Raw genomic sequence first — 17,886 nt, forward strand, 5'->3', positions numbered from 1 at the left:
GTCGTTGGTGAGCGCTGGAGTCTCCACTCCGACATCCGCCATCAAAGGCGAGGCTGGAACCCTGGTCCCAAAGCGATCCGGTTGGGCGGTGGCCGTGTCGACCGTGATGCCCGGCTCCCAACTCCGACACGCCTCGACGGCTGTCATCAGACTTGTCATCAAACGTGATGACAAACGGCGGTTCTCAGCGATACGGGCTGCCACAAGGCCCAGACGAAAACCGGCTCTGACCTGCACGGATGGGGACGCACTGGTACGGCTAGTCACCGCTGATGGCGGCGTTCAAGTCCCCCCACCCACATCCGGGTCAGGAGCGCCTGAATTAGGCTGAGCGCTAGCCGATTCCGAAGCGTTGAACTGACACCAAGAGTGCGGAGCGTCGAACCTATGGCGGCGGAGCGACCGCGGCGTTGCTGTGGGCGTTGCGGCGGGCGTTGCGAAACGCCTCGAAGCTGTCCCAGGCTTCGATGGCTGCGGCGACCGCGATCAGGACCCATTGGTTGATCGTCGGGGTCCAGTCCCATTCGGCCCGTTCGGCGACGAGCTCGAAGAATCGGGTGTTGAAGAGGCGCTCGTCGAGCGCCAGCCACGCGATCACTGCCAACGACGTGAGGTTGACCGTCAGGTTCACCCAGGCGAGCGGGAAGGTCCAGCGGCGCCTAGCCAGTGCGATCGCCTGCACGATGGCCGATGCGGCGAGGATCGCGAGCAGCACCTGACCCGGCCCGTTCCAGATGTCGGGATGCAGCAGCGGCACGCCCTCGCCTCCGTCGCGCAGGAGGGGTCGTGCGTGCTGCCACACCAGTGCCACCCCAACCAGGACGGTCATGACGATGCCGAACACGGCGTCGCTGACGTCGAACCCCTTGGCTTGCGTGGGTGAGGGTAGGTCGGGGAGGTCGTCGGTGGTCCACGAGCTCTTCCATCGGTCGGCGAAGGCGTAGACGAGCGTGACCCAGAAGGCGACCTGGATGCCGGTGCTGAATACCGCGCCCAGCACAGCGCCGATGAAGCCGAAGGCGCTGGGGTCGTCGGCGAACGCCTCGCCGATCACGGCGATTGTGGTCACGATCGGCACCGCAATGAAGGCGACCAACTTGAGGACGCGAAGGTACTCGGGGAACACCTCGTGGCTGACCAGGGCGCGGGGCTGTTCGACGTAGCGGGACGCGATTCGGCTCGGATCCCCCAACTCGGTCAGCACGGCGTGTTCGACCTCATCGGGGTCGAGCGTCGGGGCCGCGTCCTGGCGGGCGTCGGCCATCTCGGCGATGAGCTCGTGGAGCTCGCGGTCGATCTCTGGCCGTTGCTCCTCGGGTAGGAGCCGCACGACGGCCCATACGTATCTGTCGGTCAGGGTGCTCACAGGTCGCTCGCCTCCGGGTTGCGGTCGGGACCGTCGTCATGGGGACCGTCGTCATGGGGATCGTCGTGGGTGCTGGTGTTCGCCACGACGGCATCGATCGAGCGGTCGAGGTTGCGCCACTCGGCCAGCAGGACCTCGAACATGGCGATGCCCTCGGGCGTCGTCACGTAGAACTTGCGGGGCCGGGCCTCGTCGGTGTTCCACTCGCTTGTCAACAGGCCTTGGCTTTCGAGCCGGCGCAGCAGGGGATACAGGGTGTCGCCTCCAACGACGATCCCGACGGCGGCCAGGTCCTCGATCAGCCGGTAGCCGTAGCGGGGCGATCGCAGTGCCGCCAGGCAGGCCAGTACCACGGTGCCGCGGCGGAGTTCTTGGAGGTGCGGCCCTCGTGCGTCGCTGTCGGCACGGCTTGCCATGCCAACGCACTATACCGTGTGACACACGGTATAGTTCAAGTGGCTTTGCCGATCGAAACTCAATCGCCACGGCATTTGGCACGTCCATAGGAAGATACCAGGGTGGATATCTTCCTGAACGGGAGGACCGCGTCTAAAATTCTCCGTATGGCGCTCAACATCAAAGACCCGGAGACAGACCGACTCGTGCGAGAGCTCGCCGCGCTCACCGGCGAGTCGATCACCGAGGCAACCCGCCGAGCGGTCACCGAGCGGCTCGACACGGTGCGCCGGCGAGCCCGGACATCACCGGATCTCACCGACATCATCGAACGTGGGCGCTCACGAGCGATCCTCGATCCCCGGCCGATCGAGGAGATCCTCGGTTACGACAGCGAAGGGCTACCTCGTTGATCGCCGTCGATACCTCAGCGGTGGTGGCTGTCGTGCTCGGCGAGGACGAGGCGGAGTCGATGTTGGCTCAGATCCAACAGAACCCATCGATCATGTCAGCGGCCACCCTGCTGGAGGCCTCGATCGTCGTCGAGGCGCGTCAGGGGCCTGATGCGACACGGGATCTGCAACTCCTCGTCGATGCGGCAATCGAGATCACCCCGTTTGACCTCGATCACACCCGGGTGGCCTTCGAGGCCTGGCAACGGTTCGGCAAAGGACGCCATCGTGCCGGACTGAATCTGGGCGACTGCTTCGCCTACGCAACGGCGTCCCTCGCCGGAGTCCCGCTGCTGTTCAAGGGGTCCGATTTCACACAGACCGATATCGCATCGGTCCTGTGATACCTGCGTTGTGATTCAGTCCCGGTTCTGGGGCTGATTCCGACCTGATTCGGGCGAGTGTTGTACATCAGGGGCGCGATATCGCGCCCCTGATGTACAACACTCGAACCGGCGAGCCAGCGAACCGGCCAGGGTGATATCCCCACGCATTGATGAGTGAATACGCCACCTTCGCGTGAACAATCACCCACTCACCGAGGATCGGTGTGGAGCCGACTGGTTTGCCATGGTTATCCGATCCCATCTCAACCGCCTCTGCGCCATCTTGGCGATGGTTCCCGTGGTCCTGCTCACCGCTGTCGTCGGTCTTGGACTCTCGGCAATTCCGGCAAGTGCAGCCGCCATCGACTCCTCCTGGACGCTGACCACCTCAACGACCAACGTTCAGAAGACATCATCGGTCGAGGTGAACTGCACCTGGGCCGTCCCCGACGATGCTGTCTCCGGCGACACCTTCAGCCTGACGCTTCCAGCCCAGCTCGATTGGCGGGGCGCTCTCACCTTCTCGCTGATGGACCCGACCGGCACCGAGCCTGTCGCCACGGCGGTTGTTGCACCCGATGGCAGGACCGTCGAGTTCACGCTCACCGCCTATGTGAACGGACGAAACAACGTCAACGGAACCTGCCGGTTCTTCACCCAGTGGACCGAAGCGACAACCGCGACCGAAACCAAGACCGTGTACTTCGACGCAGGGGGCGTTCAGGTGCCGCTCGAAGTCGGCGTCGTGCCGACCTGTACGGTCAACTGCTACATCGACCACACCATCGCTACCAAGCACGGGTGGGATGCAGGCAACGGCCAGGTCCGGTGGGTCATCGCCACGCCCGCCCCTCGCGACCTCGGCGTGGATCAGGGTGGCAACGTCGTCACCATCCACGACAAAGCAACCGCAGCGAATGGCTTCACGTTCAACTGCGAGGAGGTCATCGTTCGACGCGGCACCACCGTTGGCGGCGGTTCGGGCTTCCTGCAGTCCCCCTACAACCAGACCACCTGGCGCAACTCGACGGGCAACTTCCCCGCTGGCAGTTACTGCACGCCTACCGAACTCCACCTCGAAGTCACCAACATTGCGGCAGACCAGATGGTGGAAGTCTGGGTCCTCGGCGCGCCGATCGCTGGCTACGCCGGAGAGTTCTTCACCAACGAGGCGTCGGTTCAGATCAACGCACTCGAGGCCGAGGTCGACGACGCTCGCGTCCGCAACCAGAACGCCAGCGGCGATGGTTCGGGCGACGCTGGTTCGGGCGACGGCGACGCTGGCAATAATGGCTCTGGTTCGGCCGGCGCTGGTTCAGGTAACACGACCACCACGACCTCGACGACGGTGCCGGAGACCACGACCACCACGACATCGACGACGGTGCCGGAGACCACGACCACTGCCGACGGTCTGACCGCCCCTACAACGGCTCCCACCGGAGTCCGTGGAGCCTCAGACGCTCCTGTCGATTACCTCGGAAACGCCACTCGTCGTGGCGGAACCTCGGTTCTCGCCTTCACCGGATCGTCGAACACCCCGCTGGCCGTCGCCGCGGTGATGCTGATCATCGGCTCGGCGCTCGTCGTGGTCGCTCGACGCAAGGTCGAGATGGAACCAAAGTCATGATTCAAGCGCTCGAAGCGTTCGTGTCGGGGCGGTCTGGTGGACAGCCCGAAGCATCGGCCCTTTCGTGGCGGTCGCCGTTTCAGCGGACACAGGCGGACGCGTGGTCACGTCACCTGCGAACGAGCTGTGGGGTGAGTGGTGGGGCGAGCGGTTCTGCCTACGCAACGGCGTCCCTCGCCGGAGTTCCTCTGTTGTTCAAGGGATCCGATTTCACGCAGACCGATATCGCATCGGTCCTGTGATGCAGCGTTTCGTTCGCTGCCCCGAGTCTCGATAGGACCGCGGAGCCTCTCACCTGGGATCTGACGGTGCGCGCCTGGCGGGCTGACGTTCCATCAAATGTCAGTGGGGTCGCACCGGCTCGGCCCCGGGAGCGATGACGCCAAAGCCGAGTTCTCTCGCAGATTCTTGCAACCGGCGGTCGTAGGTGAGCACCGCGTGGACGTCGAGCCGGTTGGCCGCCTCGAGGTGAAGCGCATCAAGGGTCCGAAGGTATGGCATTGGGAGAAATCCGGCGTTGCGGTAGACGGCACGGTCGAGCGCGGCAAGCGACACGCCATCGAGCAGTTGGGTGACATCGGCGTGGTCGACATGTTCTCGTACAGCAAGGCGCCGCAGTTCGGTCTCCAGGAGGTCGCTTGAAACCAGCGTCGCTGAGGTTTCATCCAGCCATGTCGTCAGCGCGTTGCTGTGCGGCTCTTCGACGAGGAGGGCCCCAAGCGCAGACGTATCGACGTAGACGACGACAGGGTCGCTCACAGCCGGTCCTCCCGCATTTCGTCGATGGTTACGTTGAGTGGTTGCGTTGCTTGTTTTCGCACGATGCGCAGGTCGGCCCAGCCACCGCTGCGCTTCGATGGGCGGACAATCTTCAACGTTGGTGTTGGCGCATCAAGCGGAGAAAGCTTGCCGACCGGCACTCCGTTGTTGGTGAGTATGAACGATTGGCCTTCGCCCACCTCGCGGAGCACACGCCCAGACTCGTTGCGCAGTTCCCTTTGTGACAAACGCGGTATCTCAGATTCTTGGGTCGCCATGGGATGAGTGTAGCACCCGTGCGACGAACATCGATGTCATCGGGGCCTGGACCCGGTGCGGGGTGGTTTCGAGACGTTCAGCTCGTTCAACTCGTTCAACTCGTCGAGCTCCACACGCCGGCCCGCTCACTCGACCCCTAGTCTCCGGCCAGCACCTACCCACCGATTCGGAGGTCTGCGTTGACGCTGCATCCGGCCTTTGCTGCCTACCTTGACGAGTTGAATGTGCTCGTGGCCAAGAGCCGCGACGAGGGCGTCGAGCCAACCGCGGCGTCGGCCCGTGAGGCGCTGGCGAGCCTGAACCGATTCGCCGAACCCTCCACACCGGTTGCTCGAATCTTCGAGGCTCGGATCGGCTATTCCTCCGATTCGGGTGCGGTCGAGGTGCCGGTGCGGGTGTATGTGCCCCGACCGGAGGAGCCGTCCGACGTCATCGTGTTCGTGCACGGCGGCGGACACATGGCCGGCGACCTCGACGTCTACGACTTCTCGGCCCGACGCACCGCCGCGGCAACCGGCATGGTCGTCGTGTCGGTGGACTATCGACGCTCACCCGAGACCCCGTTTCCCGGCGGCCTCACCGACACCTACCACGTGGTTTCGCAGCTCGAGGAGGTGCTGGCGGGCGTGGCCCACACCGGCCGGGTCCATGCGGTGGCCGATTCGGGCGGCGCCGCCAAGGTCGCATCGATTGCGATGCGCGTCGCCGCAGGGGAGTGGGCCTCGCCGATCGAACGCCAAGTGTTGCTGTATCCGAGTCTCGACTACACGCTGAGCGGTGCGTCGGTTCGCCAATTCGCCGAGGGCTACTTCCTCGAATCCGATCGGGTCGAGTGGTACTTCGACAACTACCTGCCGCCCGGAACCGACCGCGCCGCGGTGTCGCCGCTGTTCGGGCCCGTTTGCGCCGATCATCCCGACACCCTCGTGATCGCGGCCGAATACGACCCGCTGCTCTCCGAAGCCGAGCGATATGTCGCCCGCTTGATCGAGGCCGGCGCACGGGCCCAGCTGATCGTCGCCCCCGGAATGATCCATGCGTACCTCTTCTTCGAACACCTCGTTCCCGACGAAGTCGCCACGACCTATGAGGTCATCGCCCGGTTCCTGCGCACGGGCGAGGCAACCTGGGATCCGTCTTCTCAGTGAACCGAACCCGTTGAACCGAACCGGTGCCCGGCGGCTGCCAGGGACACCGCGTAAGATCCGTCGCACCGACTCGTTGAGTCGGCGACGAGGAGATTGTCATGAGTGAGCTGTTGGCCGGGCTGAAGATCGATCACGTGGCGACCCCGCGTCTGCGCACGGCGGTGCTGGTCGACGAACGCCACGACGGTGAACCGGTCGTGTTCGTGCACGGAAACGTGAGTTCGTCGTTGTTCTGGCAGGAATCGATCCTGGCCCTTCCCGACGGATTCCGGGGCATCGCACCGGACCTTCGCGGGTTTGGCGAATCCGAGACCGCACCGGTGGATGCGACGCGTGGGCTCGGCGACTTCGCCGACGACCTGTACTCGCTGCTCGACACCCTCGACATCGACCGAGCCCATTTCGTCGGTTGGAGCATGGGCGGCGGCATCGTCATGCGCATCCTGCTCGAACGACCCGAAATGGTCGCAAGCCTGACCCTGGTCAGCCCCGTTTCCCCCTACGGGTTCGGTGGCACGAAGGGGGCATCGGGGGAACCGGTGACCGCCGATGGCGCCGGAGCCGGCGGCGGCAGTGCGAACCCCGACTTCGTGGCGGCGCTCGCTGCAGGCGACCGAGGTGACGATTCGCCGACGTCGCCGCGCAACGTGCTCAACGGTGCGTATTTCGCCAACGAGTTCCGGTCGCCGCTCGAAGAGACGTTCCTCGACTCGATGCTCACCACCAAGGTCGGTGACGACAACTACCCGGGCGACGCGACCGGTTCGGAGAATTGGCCGGGGTTCGCACCGGGAACCCGAGGCGTGCTGAACACGATGGTGCCGGGCGTCCACGACGTGTCCGGGATCGTCGGGGTCTCCCCGAAGCCGCCGATCCTGTGGGTGCACGGGTCCAAGGACGTCATCGTGTCGGACGCCTCGATGTTCGATCTGGCGACGCTGGGCCGCATGGACGTCGTACCCGGTTGGCCGGGCGAGGATGCCTGCCCACCCCAGCCGATGGTGACCCAGACCCGGGCGGTGCTCGACGACTACGCCGCGGCCGGCGGTTCCTATCGCGAAGTCGAACTCGATTGTGGCCACAGCGCCATGGTGGAACGACCCGACGAATTCCAAGCGGCGCTCGCACAGGTCCTGCGCGGCTGACGCCGGGTGACGCCGGGTTGCGGCCGGGTTGCGGCCACGCTGCCGCAACGACGCTGCCGCAACCCGGACCTCGACGACCCGGACCTCGACCACTCGTTCAGGTCGTACCGAACGGATCGCTCCACCCGTTGGACTCCAGGATCGAGCGTTGATGGTCGACGAACGACGCCATCTCCACCTGCCCCCAGCCGTCCACACTTCCGGTCCCGTCGAGCTGGCGGACGTTTCGGCCGAGGGCGATCAGCAACTCGATGCTTCGTGTGATCTGCCCGCTCAGCGTGGCGGGGTCGGCGGTCGCGAGTGCCAATGCCGCCTCGGCCATGGTCTCGAGCGGTTCGAAGCGGTCCGCTGGGACCGCGCCGGACGCGACGAGGTGAGGGGTGGCGATCGCCGCCTGGGGTGCCAGGGCATTGACGGCGATGCCAAAGGGGGCGAGTTCGGCGGCGACGGAGGTCGTCAACCGGTTGAGTGCGGCCTTGGTCGTTCCGTAGCCCGCTCCCTGCAACGCCACCCGGGTGGTCGGAAACGGGGGGCCGGGGGGATGCTGGGCGGCGAAACTCGTCACGTTGACGATCCAGCCCTCGCCACGGGCGCGCATCGTGGGCGCGACGTCGGCCATCAGGCGCCACGGGGCCAAGACGTTGACCTGGTGGTTGATGTCGATCTGGCGGTCGGTCCACTCGTCGAAGGGTCGATAGCCATTCGCCGCTGCGTTGTTGACCAGGATGTCGACGGGGCCGATCTGTTCGGTGACTGTGTCGACGAGGTGGTTGCGGCCGCCGTCGGGATCGGCGAGGTCGACAACGAAGGGCAGGGCCCGCCCGCCGTCGTCCTCGATGAGGCGTCTGGTCGTAGCGAGGCCGTCCGCGCTGCGCGCCACGATGGCGACGGTGGCGCCCTCGGCTGCGAGTCGGCGGGCGATTGCGGTGCCGGTGCCACCCTGGGATGCTCCCGTTACGAGCGCTACGCGATCACGGCAGCGAAGGCGTGAGGTGTGCATTGGCGCTTCCTCCGGGTCGACCGGTCGGGCCATTAGTTGCCTAAGTCAAGTACCTTGAGGACTGTACCAGGTATGATCGCCGGTCGGGACAACGGCCCGTGATGAACGGCCGGTGATGAACGCTGCGTAGAACGGGGGGAGCCGATGCGAGTGATGGTGACCGGGGCGACCGGTTACGTCGGGGCGCATACCACCGCGGCGTTCGTCGCCGCCGGCCATAGCGTCGTCGCGCTCGTTCGCAGCGTCGACCGATTGATCGAGCCGATGGCGGCGCTCGGTGTCGCCGTTCCCGAGACGGTGATCGGGGACATGAACGACAGCGAAGCGGTTCGTTCCGCGTTGAGCACCTGCGACGCCGTTGTTCACTGCGCCGATGTCCACTGCGCCGATGTCCACTGCGACGCCGAGGTGTCGACGGATCCTCGTAGCGACGGGTTGATGATCGAACGGAACCGCAACGGCACCCGTACCGTGCTCGGCCTCGCCCATGAGCTCGGGCTCGACCCCATCATTCACATCTCGAGCACCAGCGCCCTGTTCGAGCCCGGGGTCGCAGCGTTGACTCCCGACCATCCCATCGGCCGGTCGTCGATGCCGCACGCACGATCGATGCCGCACGCACGATCGGCGGCGGCGTGCGAAAAGGTGGCTCGCGACCTCCAAGCCGACGGTGCCCCGGTCGTGATCGTGTACCCGAGCGGAATTCTCGGCCCCGGCGCCGGTGCGGCGCTCGGCGAACCCGCCACCCAGATGGCTCGCTTGGTAGCTCGCTTCGTTGCCAGCGGCGTGATGCCTACCCGTCACGCCGCACTTTCGATCATCGACGTCCGAGATCTCGCCGCGGTCATCGTTCGGCTTCTCGAACCGGACCGGGGTGTTCGCCGGATCATGTGCGGAGGCCATTTCGTCGGTCTCGCCACCCTCGCCACCGAGTTGCGACGACTCACCGGCCGCCGCTTTCCGGTCGCCCCGGTGCCTCCCGCAGCCTTGCGGTGGGCCGGGTCGGTGATCGACGCGGTGCGAGGGCGGTTCAATTTCGAGACCGAATCGACCTACGAAGCGATGGAGCTGGTGACCCGGTGGAACGGAACCGACGACACCTCGATGACCGACCTCGGCATCGAACTCCGCCCGCTCAGCGACACTCTTGCTGCGTCGTTGTCAGCCTGGTCGGAGGCCGGCCTGGTCACGTCTCGTCAGCTCGGAGCGTTCGAACCGGCAATGGGCAGGCCGGCACGCCCGCCGCGCGGCATTCGCGTCCCGGGCAGGGTGATGAGCTCTCGGCCGCTGCGCAAGTTCGGGCCGAGGGTCTTTCCCCCGCTTCACCGGGCGATCGACCGACTCAGCGGCGGTCGCATCATCGGCGACAGTCGAGCCTCGCCGTTGATGATCCTCGAACACACCGGAGCCAAGACGCTGACCGTTCGCCGCACACCGCTGGCGGTGGTCCCACGTTCCTGTGGAACGTTTCTGGCTCTCGGCAGCAACTTCGCGCAAGAAAGCCACCCGGCGTGGACGACCAACCTGCTGGCTCACCCCTCGACGACGATGCACTTTCGAGGACGCGACATCGCGGTCGAGGCCGTCCTCTTGACGGGTCAGGAACGTGCCGACGCCTGGGACGAGGCCATCACGTGGTATCCGGGGTGGGTGCGATACGCGCAGTTCACCGACCGGGAGTTTCGGCTCTTCGAACTCGTGCCCGAGGGCCACGAACGACATCCGACCAAGCGCTGCGAACCATGATCGCCGCTGCGTTGACTCGCCGCTGCGCGGACTCGCCGCTGCGCGGACTCGCGGGTGTTAGCGGGTCCGGACAGGTTCCGTACGATCGCACTCGGCCGGGCGAGGAGCATCCGTGGGCAAGCGTAGGCAACAACAGTTCGAGGAGTCGGGGGCTGAGGACGATCTTCTCGTTGTGATCCAGCGCCTGGGTCGCCTGATTGGGAGCCGTCAGGTCGCGGGTCGAATCACCGATGCTGCAGGTGTTGAGATCTCCCAACAGGGTGTGCAGATTCTCCGCTCGTTGCTGCGTCACGGTGAGTTACCCATCGCCGGCGTCGCCGCCGCTGCACACATGGACATCTCCGCGGTGAGTCGCCAGCTCGGGCCGCTGGAGGAGGCCGGACTGACCGCGCGCGGCGCGGCCAAAGACGATGGCCGAGTGGTGCTCATCCGGCTCACGCCAAGCGGCCGACGTGTTGCTCAGCGAATCCGCAGTGTCGGCCTTCGACATCTCCAAGCGTCGCTCATCGCATGGTCGGCCGACGAGAAGCATCAACTGGCGGAGTTGCTGGGCCGCCTGATCGATGACATGCAGCGCACCGATAGCGAACGTGTCGACGACTGACGCCGAGATCGGTGCCGAAGACTACGTAACCGAGTCAATTAAATGCCGAAGGGTGGGGCCGTGGGTGGGACGATCGCCCCGCCGGCGCCGTAGTGTCACCCTTGTGGAACGAATCGAGACCGTGGGAGGGATCGAGACCGTGGCAACGATCAAGACCAAGCCGACCGGTAGCGACGTCACAGCGTTCTTGGATGCGGTGCCGAACGAGCGGCGTCGAGCGGAAGGCCACGAGGTGTGCGCATTGTTCGCGCGCGTGACCGGTGCGCCGGCGGTCATGTGGGGTCCGTCCATCGTGGGGTTCGGATCGAAGCCCTACACGAACACGACCGGAACGAACGAGTGGTTCATCGTGGGCTTTTCGCCCCGTGCGAACGCTCTCACCCTGTACGGGATCCATGACGGGTACGGACCCGCCGACCCGCTGCTCCAGCAACTGGGTCCGCACACGACCGGGAAGGGTTGTCTCTACCTGAAGCGTCTCTCCGAGGTCGACAGGGAGGTGCTGGAGCGTCTCGTCGTGCAGGCCTGGCGGAACGCGAACGACGGCTCTGCGACGTAACGCTTCGTCCGGCGGGGCGGGTCGGCCGACGAAAGATCCGCCCCGATTCCGCTGCGCCGGGTAGCTTGGGGCACCCGGGTGTGGTGGGAATTGGTTTGCGAAGCTTCTGGAGGTTCGATGTCGTCGGCGAGCACTGGTTCCACCCTTTCTTCTGATCGACCGGTCGTGCTTTCCGACGCCGGCGACCGCCCCGAGTCGAGTCTCGAGGACATGAACGTGTTCGTCGTGTCGGGAGATCCGATCGTCGGGAGCTTGGTCGACGCCTACCGTTCAACCCTCGCAGAGGCGGGGGAGCCGGATTGGCAGACCGCGGTTCCGCCGAGCTTTCGACCGATCAACCGATCGGCGTTCCACGTCGTGGTAGATCCGATAGGGCGGCCGGTTGCCGTGTCCAACACCACTCTCGGCAAGATCGACGAGCTCTCGCTCGCGCCGTACGTCGACCCGATGAACGTGCCGGCCGGACTCATCTGCGAATGCCCGTCCATCGCCGTGCTTCCCGAGGGGCGAATCGAGGGGCTCACCGAGCTGTTGTACCGATCGATGTACACCTTTGCGCGACGTCAAGGGGCACGGTGGCTGATGTCGTTTGTCGATCCGCTCACGCTGACGCTGTTTCGCGACGAGGGGATCATGTTCCGTGCGCTCGGCCGAGTGACGACCCACCAGGGGTTCGAAGCGGTCGTGATCGGCGAGGAGCTGCGTGTCATCGAAGGGCACCTGGCTCGGGCGCGACCGGAGTTTCTCGCGTTCTTGACGGAGGCGTTCACCGACGAGGAGCGTGTCCGCTTCGAACTCCCGTAGCGCGGCGAGTGGTCCGATCGACGCTCGATGCGCGGCGCCCGGCGGGCGGGCGGGCGGGCGGCCCTGTTCACCGCCGCCCACAGTTCGTGAGCGTCACCCACAGTTCGTCACCGCCGCCCACAGTTCAACTGTGGGTGATTCCGGCCACCTGTGCGCCTGATTTGCCCACAGTTCAACTGTGGGTCGGGTGTCCGGGCGCCAGCGTGTGGGTCGGGTGTCCGGGCGCCAGCGTGTGGGTCGGGTGTCCGGGCGCCAGCGTGTGGGTCGGGTGTCCGGGCGCCAGCGTGTCGAGCAACGCCCGTACGCGGCGTTCGATGTCGTCGCGGATTCGTCTGACGGCGTCGAGGTCCTGGCCGGCGGGGTCGTCGAGGGCCCAGTCCTCGTAGCGTTTGCCGGGGTAATAGGTGCAGGTGTCCCCGCACCCCATGGTGATGACAACCTCCGCGCTGCGCAGGTTGGCGTCGGTCCAGCGTCGTGGCTGTTCGGCGGCGATGTCGATGCCGACCTCGGCCATGGCGGCCACGGCGACGGGGTTGAGCTGCTCGGCCGGTTCGCTGCCTCCAGACCAGGCCGTCGCTCGACCTGCGGCAAGGTGACGGAACCACCCGAGCGCCATCTGTGACCGACCGGCGTTGTGTATGCACAGAAACAGTACGGTCGGACGGTCTTCGGTCGGACGGTCTTCGGTCGGGCGGGGGGAATCGCTCACTGGGCTGCTCCTGGTTTAGTGGGTCGTTCGGTGGAGGGGTGGGTGCTGGGGTGGAGGTAGCGGGATAGGGCGAAGGCGAGGGTGCCGCCGATCAATTGGAACGCGATGAAGGGCGCTGCGCTCGACGGTGCGATTCCAGTGAAGGTGTCGGTCAGGGTCCGCCCGAGAGTGACTGCGGGGTTGGCGAAGCTCGTTGAGGAGGTGAACCAGTAGGCGGCGGTGATGTACCCGCCGACTGCGAACGGCGCGAACCTCGCTCGTCCGGTGCGACCGAGTCCGAGGATGACCATCATGAGCCCGAACGTGGCGACCACCTCGCCGAGCCATACTCCCGACGATGACCGCTCCGTGTGTGAGACGGCGACCGCGTCGAGGTCGAACATGAGGTTGGCGATCATGCAGCCGAGGCCGGCACCGAGGATCTGGGCGGCGATGTAGGCGGTGGCGGTCGCTGATCGGATGGCGCCGCCGAACCAGTCGATGAGGGTGACGACCGGGTTGAAGTGGGCGCCCGAGACCGGTTCGAACACGGCGATGAGAGCGGCGAGGCCTGCACCGGTTGCGAGCGAGTTCTGCAGGAGTTGCAGGCCGAGGTCGTCGGGGGAGAGCCGCTGAGCGGCGATGCCGGATCCGACGACGACGGCCACGAGCAGCCCGGTGCCGAGCGCCTCGGCGACCGCGGCCCGGCCCCCGGACAGCGCGCCGGGCCGCAGCGTGTCGGGCTGCAGCGGGGTGGGCCGCAGCGTGTCGGGCGAGCGTCTCAACAGCAGCTGTTGGCCGAGGCTGAGGCGGCGCCCGAGGCTGAGGCTGAGGCTGAGCCGGCGTCGGCGCGCTGCGAGTTGGTCATCTGCTCGGCGTCGCCGGTCTTGACGTAGACCTCCCAGGGGGCGCCGTCGGGGTCGGTGACCCACGTTTCGGTCTTGTGGGCGTAGCAACAGGTCGTGTCGTCGACGCCGGTGGTGTCGAGCCCGTCGCCGGACAAGCGGGATTCGGCCGCCTCAACCTCGGGTGCGGTGTCGACTTCGACGCCGAGGTGGTTGAGGGTGCCACCCACGGCGCCTTCGATGAGGACGAGCTTGAGTGGCGGGTCGGCGATGGCGAAGTTGGCGTATCCGGGTTTGCGCTTGGCGGGCTCCGCGGCGAACAGCTTGGAGTAGAACTCGACGGCCTGGTCGATATCGGACACGTTGAGGGCGAGTTGGATTCGTGACATCGGGATTCTCCTCGGGTTGCGGTAATCTATTGACGAATATCAATGTATCGATGGGTGTCGATGAATGCAAGGAGTGTCGTGAAGAAGATCGCCACGGTCGACGAGTGCTGTCCTCAGGTCCTCAACGCACCGCTCGACGCAGACGAAGCCGACCTGCTCGCCGCGGGATTCAAGGCGTTGGCGGATCCGGTGCGCTTGCGGCTGCTGTCGCTCATCGCCAACGCTCCCGGCGGGACCGCCTGTTCGTGCGACCTCGAAGAGCCGGTCGGGAAGTCGCAGCCGACGGTGTCGCATCATCTGTCATTGCTCGCCGACGCCGGGTTGATCACCAAGGAGAAGGTCGGCCGCTGGGTCAACTGCACGATCGTTTCCGAGCGACTCGAAGCGCTGCGCGACGCACTCGACTCCCGAACGCCCTGAACCGAGCCAAAGCCGAGCCGAAGCCGAGCCATGCGCCAGCGGCGTGTCCGGCGCCCACAGTTGAACTGTGGGCGATTCCGGCCACCTGTGCGCCTGATTTGCCCACAGTTGAACTGTGGGTCGAACCGCCAGCCGAACCGCCGGTCGAACCGCCAGCCGAACCGCCAGCCGAACCGCCTTGGCTAGTGTGCCGACGTGTCGTTGAGCGTCGAACATCTCGCCTATGCCCATCCCGGTGGGGACATCTTGTTCGACGATGTGTCGTTCAAGTGCCCGCGGGGTGTGGTGAGCGCGCTGGTCGGCGGTAACGGTGTCGGCAAGACGACGTTGATGCGTCTCGTCGCCGGCGAGTTGGACGCGCTCGACGGCGACATCGCGATCGCTGGCGAGGTTCATTATCTGCCACAGGACCTCGGCATCGGCGACACCGACGTCACGGTCAAGGAGTTGTTGACAGCGGTCGCCCCGAAGCATCTGGCCGCCGCCGGCAAGCAGTTGATCGAGGTTGAGTCGCGCCTGATCGCCGGCGACGACCAGGCCGCGTTCGAGATCGGCGACGCGCTCGACGCCTGGGGTGGTGCCGGCGGGTACCAGCTCGAGGCCACCTGGGATGAGGCGTGTCGGCGGGTGCTCGGCGACGGGCTGAGCGCGGTCGGCGACCGGATGGTGAGCACGCTGTCGGGTGGCGAGCGCAAGCGCCTGGTGCTCGACGTCGTGTTCGCCCTCGACCCCGAAGTGGTGTTGTTGGATGAGCCGGACAACTTCTTGGACATCCCGGCGAAGAACTGGCTCGGCGAGTGCCTGCAACAGTGTGACGCCACAGTGTTGTTGATCTCCCACGACCGTGAGTTGTTGTCGACCGCTGCGGATCGAATCGTCACCCTGGAGGCCTCGGGTGCGTGGGTTCACGGAGCCAGTTATCGCACCTATGACGATGCGCGGGCCGAACGCCAAGAACGCCTCGCCGCCGATGTCGCCCGGTGGGAGGAAGAGGAGCGTCGCCTCTTTCAGTTCTATAAGACGATGAAGCAGCGTGCGGCGAGCAATCACCGCAATGCGGCGCGGGCCGACGCCGCGGAGACGCGGTGGAAGAAATACGTCGAAGCGGGCCCGCCGCCGCCCCCGGCGCCGCGCCATCAGATCACCCCCAAGCTGGTCGGGGCCGACAGCGGGCGGGTGGTGTTGCGCTGCGACGGCCTCGGGGTGGATGGATTGGTGTTGCCGTTCAGCGGCGAGATCCACTTCGGCGACCGGGTGGGTCTGGTCGGGCCGAACGGAACCGGTAAGTCGCATCTGATGCGGACCTTCGCCGGCGAGCTCGCGGCTGGCGACGGGGCGTTCACCTACGGCGCCCGCATCAACATGGGGTACTTCTCGCAGATGAACCGGCGCGTCGAGTTCGACGACAGCGAGTTGTTCGAGATCGCCCGTCGTCGGGTCACCAACGACACCGCGGCGATGGGTGCGCTCGGGCGCTACGGGTTGGCGGGAGCTTCGGACCGGTTGGTCGACACGCTGTCGGGTGGCCAACGAGCCCGGCTCGATGTCATGTGCCTCGAACTCGACGGTGCGAACCTGTTGCTGTTGGACGAGCCGACCGACAACTTGGATCTCGAGTCCTCCGAGGTGTTGCAGGACGCGCTCACAGCGTTCACCGGCACGGTCATCGCGGTGTCCCACGACCGGGCGTTTCTGCGGTCGCTGTCGACGTTTTGGCATATCGACGCCGACGGGATCGTGCGGGAGTTTCCCGATGTCGATTCGGTGATGGCGGTCCTGCAGGGCGACGTCGCCGCCTCGTCGGTTCGCGAGGCGCGGGTGTTGACCGCGGACTGACCGCGGATTGAGCGCGGACTGACGGGTCTGACGGCCGGAGCTCGACCTGGCTCGGTGCGATGTCGCGCGCATCGGTGACGCTGGTAGGAATGGCGGTGTCAGGGCGAAACGCGAGGGGGCCAGCCGTGTCGACGATTGAAGTGAATAAATGGATCGAGGGGCCCTACGCGCCGATTCCCGGTGACGTCACGGCGACCGAGCTCGAGGTGATCGGTGAGCTGCCGGCCGAACTCGAGGGCCGCTATCTACGAAACGGCCCCAACCCGATCGGTCCGGTCGACCCGGCCACCCATCACTGGTTCGTGGGCGACGCGATGGTGCACGGGATTCGCATCAGGGAGGGTCGGGCCGACTGGTACCGGGCCCGGTATGTGCGCTCGACGGCGGTCAGTGAGGCGCTCGGTGAGGCGCCCGCGCCGGGGGAGCGTCACGGCACGTTCGACACCGCGAACACCAACGTCATTGGGCTGGACGGGCGGACGTTCGCGATCGTCGAGGCGGGCGCTCGACCGGTCGAGTTGAGCTACGAACTCGACACGATCGAACACAGCAGTTTCGGTGGCACGCTGCCGAACGGCTTCACCGCACATCCCAAGGTCGATCCGGCGACGGGCGATCTGCACGCCATCGCCTACCACTGGGCGATTCCGGGTCTTCAATACCTCGTGGTGGGCCCCGATGCCCGGGTGCGCAGCGTCGAGACCATCGACGTGGCCGGGGGGACGATGGCACACGACTGCTCGATCACCGCCACCCGGATGATCGCCTACGACTTTCCGGTGCTGTTCGATTTCGATGCCGTCGTCAACGGCGCCAGCTTTCCGTATCGCTGGAACGATGACTACGGGGCGCGTGTGGGGGTGTTGCCGCTCGGCGGTCGCGGCGATCAGGTCCGGTGGTTCGAGGTTGAGCCCTGCTACGTCTTTCACCCGCTCAACGCATTCGACGACGGCGACAAGGTCGTGATCGATGTGGTTCGGTACTCGCGGATGTTCGACGTGCGTCCGCTCGGTCCGGAGGAGTCGGTGCCGTTGTTGTGGCGCTGGACGTTGGACACGGCGACGGGTCGGGTGAGCGAGGAGCAACTCAGCGATGTCGCCCTCGAGTTCCCTCGGGTCGACGAGCGACTGGTCGGCCGGCAACACCGCTGGGGCTATGCCTCGGGGGTTCAACGTCGCGACGACCTCAACGACTTCGGCGGAGCGCTCGTGCGACTCGATGCCCGGGGTGGCGACGCCGAGATCATCGATATGGGGCCGGGCCGTGTGGCCGGCGAGTGGGTGATGGTGCCGCGCCACGAGAGCGCGGACGAGGACGACGGCTGGTTGATGAGCCTGGTCTATGACGCTCGGACGGATCGCAGCGAATTGGTGGTGCTGTCGGCCTCGGATCCGACGGCGGGTCCCGTCGCTCGCGTGCTGCTGCCCAACCGGGTGCCGCACGGCTTTCACGGCAACTGGGTGCCCGACGCGTTCTGAGCGGGCCGCGGTGCCG

Annotated in this window: 20 protein-coding genes; 12 read left to right on the forward strand and 8 right to left on the reverse strand. The window is 66.1% G+C overall.

Annotated elements, in window-relative coordinates:
• Positions 1-385 precede the first annotated feature (385 nt).
• Together M9952_14295 and M9952_14300 are read right to left on the reverse strand one after the other, a co-directional pair.
• Entirely contained in the window at positions 386-1,366 is a 981-nt protein-coding gene (locus M9952_14295; protein ID MCO5314092.1) for a hypothetical protein, read from the reverse strand.
• Positions 1,363-1,782, reverse strand: a complete 420-nt coding sequence (locus M9952_14300; protein MCO5314093.1) for a PadR family transcriptional regulator — start codon at positions 1,780-1,782, stop codon at positions 1,363-1,365. Before M9952_14300 ends, M9952_14295 begins: the two co-directional genes overlap by 4 nt.
• 147 nt (positions 1,783-1,929) lie before the next feature.
• Here M9952_14300 and M9952_14305 point away from each other — a divergent pair, with 147 nt between their 5' ends.
• From M9952_14305 to M9952_14315, 3 genes are all read left to right on the forward strand, one after another.
• On the forward strand, positions 1,930-2,175 hold the full coding sequence (locus M9952_14305; GenBank protein MCO5314094.1) for a type II toxin-antitoxin system VapB family antitoxin: 246 nt from the start codon (positions 1,930-1,932) through the stop codon (positions 2,173-2,175).
• The gene (locus M9952_14310; protein MCO5314095.1) at positions 2,172-2,558 is read left to right on the forward strand and encodes a type II toxin-antitoxin system VapC family toxin; all 387 of its coding nucleotides are present in this window, start codon (positions 2,172-2,174) and stop codon (positions 2,556-2,558) included. The genes M9952_14305 and M9952_14310 overlap by 4 nt, the downstream gene beginning before the upstream one ends.
• Before the next feature lie 226 nt (positions 2,559-2,784).
• Complete coding sequence (locus M9952_14315) at positions 2,785-4,170, forward strand: Ig-like domain-containing protein (protein MCO5314096.1); 1,386 nt, start codon at positions 2,785-2,787, stop codon at positions 4,168-4,170.
• Between the two features lie 342 nt (positions 4,171-4,512).
• Here M9952_14315 and M9952_14320 read toward each other — a convergent pair whose 3' ends face one another.
• Together M9952_14320 and M9952_14325 are read right to left on the reverse strand one after the other, a co-directional pair.
• Positions 4,513-4,929: a type II toxin-antitoxin system VapC family toxin gene (locus M9952_14320; protein MCO5314097.1), complete on the reverse strand. Its 417-nt coding sequence runs from the start codon at positions 4,927-4,929 to the stop codon at positions 4,513-4,515.
• Positions 4,926-5,207, reverse strand: coding sequence for a type II toxin-antitoxin system prevent-host-death family antitoxin (locus M9952_14325; GenBank protein ID MCO5314098.1), 282 nt, complete (start codon positions 5,205-5,207; stop codon positions 4,926-4,928). The genes M9952_14320 and M9952_14325 overlap by 4 nt, the downstream gene beginning before the upstream one ends.
• A gap of 180 nt (positions 5,208-5,387) precedes the next feature.
• Between M9952_14325 and M9952_14330 the strand changes: the two genes are divergently transcribed.
• Together M9952_14330 and M9952_14335 are read left to right on the forward strand one after the other, a co-directional pair.
• The gene (locus M9952_14330; protein MCO5314099.1) at positions 5,388-6,356 is read left to right on the forward strand and encodes an alpha/beta hydrolase; all 969 of its coding nucleotides are present in this window, start codon (positions 5,388-5,390) and stop codon (positions 6,354-6,356) included.
• A gap of 98 nt (positions 6,357-6,454) precedes the next feature.
• On the forward strand, positions 6,455-7,501 hold the full coding sequence (locus tag M9952_14335; GenBank protein ID MCO5314100.1) for an alpha/beta hydrolase: 1,047 nt from the start codon (positions 6,455-6,457) through the stop codon (positions 7,499-7,501).
• A gap of 97 nt (positions 7,502-7,598) precedes the next feature.
• Here the strand turns inward: M9952_14335 and M9952_14340 are convergent, their stop codons facing one another.
• Entirely contained in the window at positions 7,599-8,501 is a 903-nt protein-coding gene (locus M9952_14340) for an SDR family oxidoreductase (GenBank protein ID MCO5314101.1), read from the reverse strand.
• Positions 8,502-8,645: 144 nt separating this feature from the next.
• On the opposite strand from M9952_14340, the gene M9952_14345 reads away from it, so the two are divergent.
• The 4 genes from M9952_14345 to M9952_14360 all read left to right on the forward strand — a co-directional run bounded on the left by M9952_14345 (position 8,646) and on the right by M9952_14360 (position 12,214).
• Positions 8,646-10,247 (forward strand): nitroreductase family deazaflavin-dependent oxidoreductase, encoded by a 1,602-nt coding sequence (locus tag M9952_14345; GenBank protein MCO5314102.1) that lies wholly within the window; start codon positions 8,646-8,648, stop codon positions 10,245-10,247.
• A gap of 112 nt (positions 10,248-10,359) precedes the next feature.
• Positions 10,360-10,851, forward strand: a complete 492-nt coding sequence (locus tag M9952_14350) for a MarR family transcriptional regulator (GenBank protein ID MCO5314103.1) — start codon at positions 10,360-10,362, stop codon at positions 10,849-10,851.
• Between the two features lie 103 nt (positions 10,852-10,954).
• Entirely contained in the window at positions 10,955-11,410 is a 456-nt protein-coding gene (locus M9952_14355; GenBank protein MCO5314104.1) for a DUF1801 domain-containing protein, read from the forward strand.
• A gap of 165 nt (positions 11,411-11,575) precedes the next feature.
• Complete coding sequence (locus M9952_14360) at positions 11,576-12,214, forward strand: hypothetical protein (protein MCO5314105.1); 639 nt, start codon at positions 11,576-11,578, stop codon at positions 12,212-12,214.
• Between the two features lie 172 nt (positions 12,215-12,386).
• Here M9952_14360 and M9952_14365 read toward each other — a convergent pair whose 3' ends face one another.
• Genes M9952_14365 through M9952_14375 form a run of 3 tightly spaced genes read right to left on the reverse strand, consistent with a single transcriptional unit; the run spans position 12,387 to position 14,136 of the window.
• Positions 12,387-12,923, reverse strand: coding sequence for an arsenate reductase ArsC (locus M9952_14365; protein MCO5314106.1), 537 nt, complete (start codon positions 12,921-12,923; stop codon positions 12,387-12,389).
• Complete coding sequence (locus M9952_14370) at positions 12,920-13,687, reverse strand: aquaporin family protein (GenBank protein MCO5314107.1); 768 nt, start codon at positions 13,685-13,687, stop codon at positions 12,920-12,922. Before M9952_14370 ends, M9952_14365 begins: the two co-directional genes overlap by 4 nt.
• Positions 13,684-14,136 carry a VOC family protein gene (locus M9952_14375; GenBank protein ID MCO5314108.1) on the reverse strand — a complete coding sequence of 151 codons (453 nt, stop codon included), beginning with the start codon at positions 14,134-14,136 and terminating at the stop codon, positions 13,684-13,686. Before M9952_14375 ends, M9952_14370 begins: the two co-directional genes overlap by 4 nt.
• Before the next feature lie 78 nt (positions 14,137-14,214).
• Between M9952_14375 and M9952_14380 the strand changes: the two genes are divergently transcribed.
• The 3 genes from M9952_14380 to M9952_14390 all read left to right on the forward strand — a co-directional run bounded on the left by M9952_14380 (position 14,215) and on the right by M9952_14390 (position 17,870).
• Positions 14,215-14,556 carry a metalloregulator ArsR/SmtB family transcription factor gene (locus tag M9952_14380; GenBank protein ID MCO5314109.1) on the forward strand — a complete coding sequence of 114 codons (342 nt, stop codon included), beginning with the start codon at positions 14,215-14,217 and terminating at the stop codon, positions 14,554-14,556.
• Positions 14,557-14,751: 195 nt separating this feature from the next.
• Positions 14,752-16,392, forward strand: coding sequence for an ATP-binding cassette domain-containing protein (locus M9952_14385; protein MCO5314110.1), 1,641 nt, complete (start codon positions 14,752-14,754; stop codon positions 16,390-16,392).
• Between the two features lie 125 nt (positions 16,393-16,517).
• Entirely contained in the window at positions 16,518-17,870 is a 1,353-nt protein-coding gene (locus tag M9952_14390; protein ID MCO5314111.1) for a carotenoid oxygenase family protein, read from the forward strand.
• Positions 17,871-17,886: the final 16 nt, after the last annotated feature.

Source organism: Microthrixaceae bacterium (genome assembly GCA_023957975.1).
Lineage (GTDB): Bacteria > Actinomycetota > Acidimicrobiia > Acidimicrobiales > Microtrichaceae > JAMLGM01.

Bases quoted from the DNA above. Each gene is read 5' to 3' on its own strand.
- M9952_14300 (MCO5314093.1), bottom strand. From the start codon at position 1,782: ATGGCAAGCCGTGCCGACAGCGACGCACGAGGGCCGCACCTCCAAGAA.
- M9952_14305 (MCO5314094.1), top strand. From the start codon at position 1,930: ATGGCGCTCAACATCAAAGACCCGGAGACAGACCGACTCGTGCGAGAG.
- M9952_14315 (MCO5314096.1), top strand. From the start codon at position 2,785: ATGGTTATCCGATCCCATCTCAACCGCCTCTGCGCCATCTTGGCGATG.
- M9952_14325 (MCO5314098.1), bottom strand. From the start codon at position 5,207: ATGGCGACCCAAGAATCTGAGATACCGCGTTTGTCACAAAGGGAACTG.
- M9952_14335 (MCO5314100.1), top strand. From the start codon at position 6,455: ATGAGTGAGCTGTTGGCCGGGCTGAAGATCGATCACGTGGCGACCCCG.
- M9952_14340 (MCO5314101.1), bottom strand. From the start codon at position 8,501: ATGCACACCTCACGCCTTCGCTGCCGTGATCGCGTAGCGCTCGTAACG.
- M9952_14345 (MCO5314102.1), top strand. From the start codon at position 8,646: ATGCGAGTGATGGTGACCGGGGCGACCGGTTACGTCGGGGCGCATACC.
- M9952_14375 (MCO5314108.1), bottom strand. From the start codon at position 14,136: ATGTCACGAATCCAACTCGCCCTCAACGTGTCCGATATCGACCAGGCC.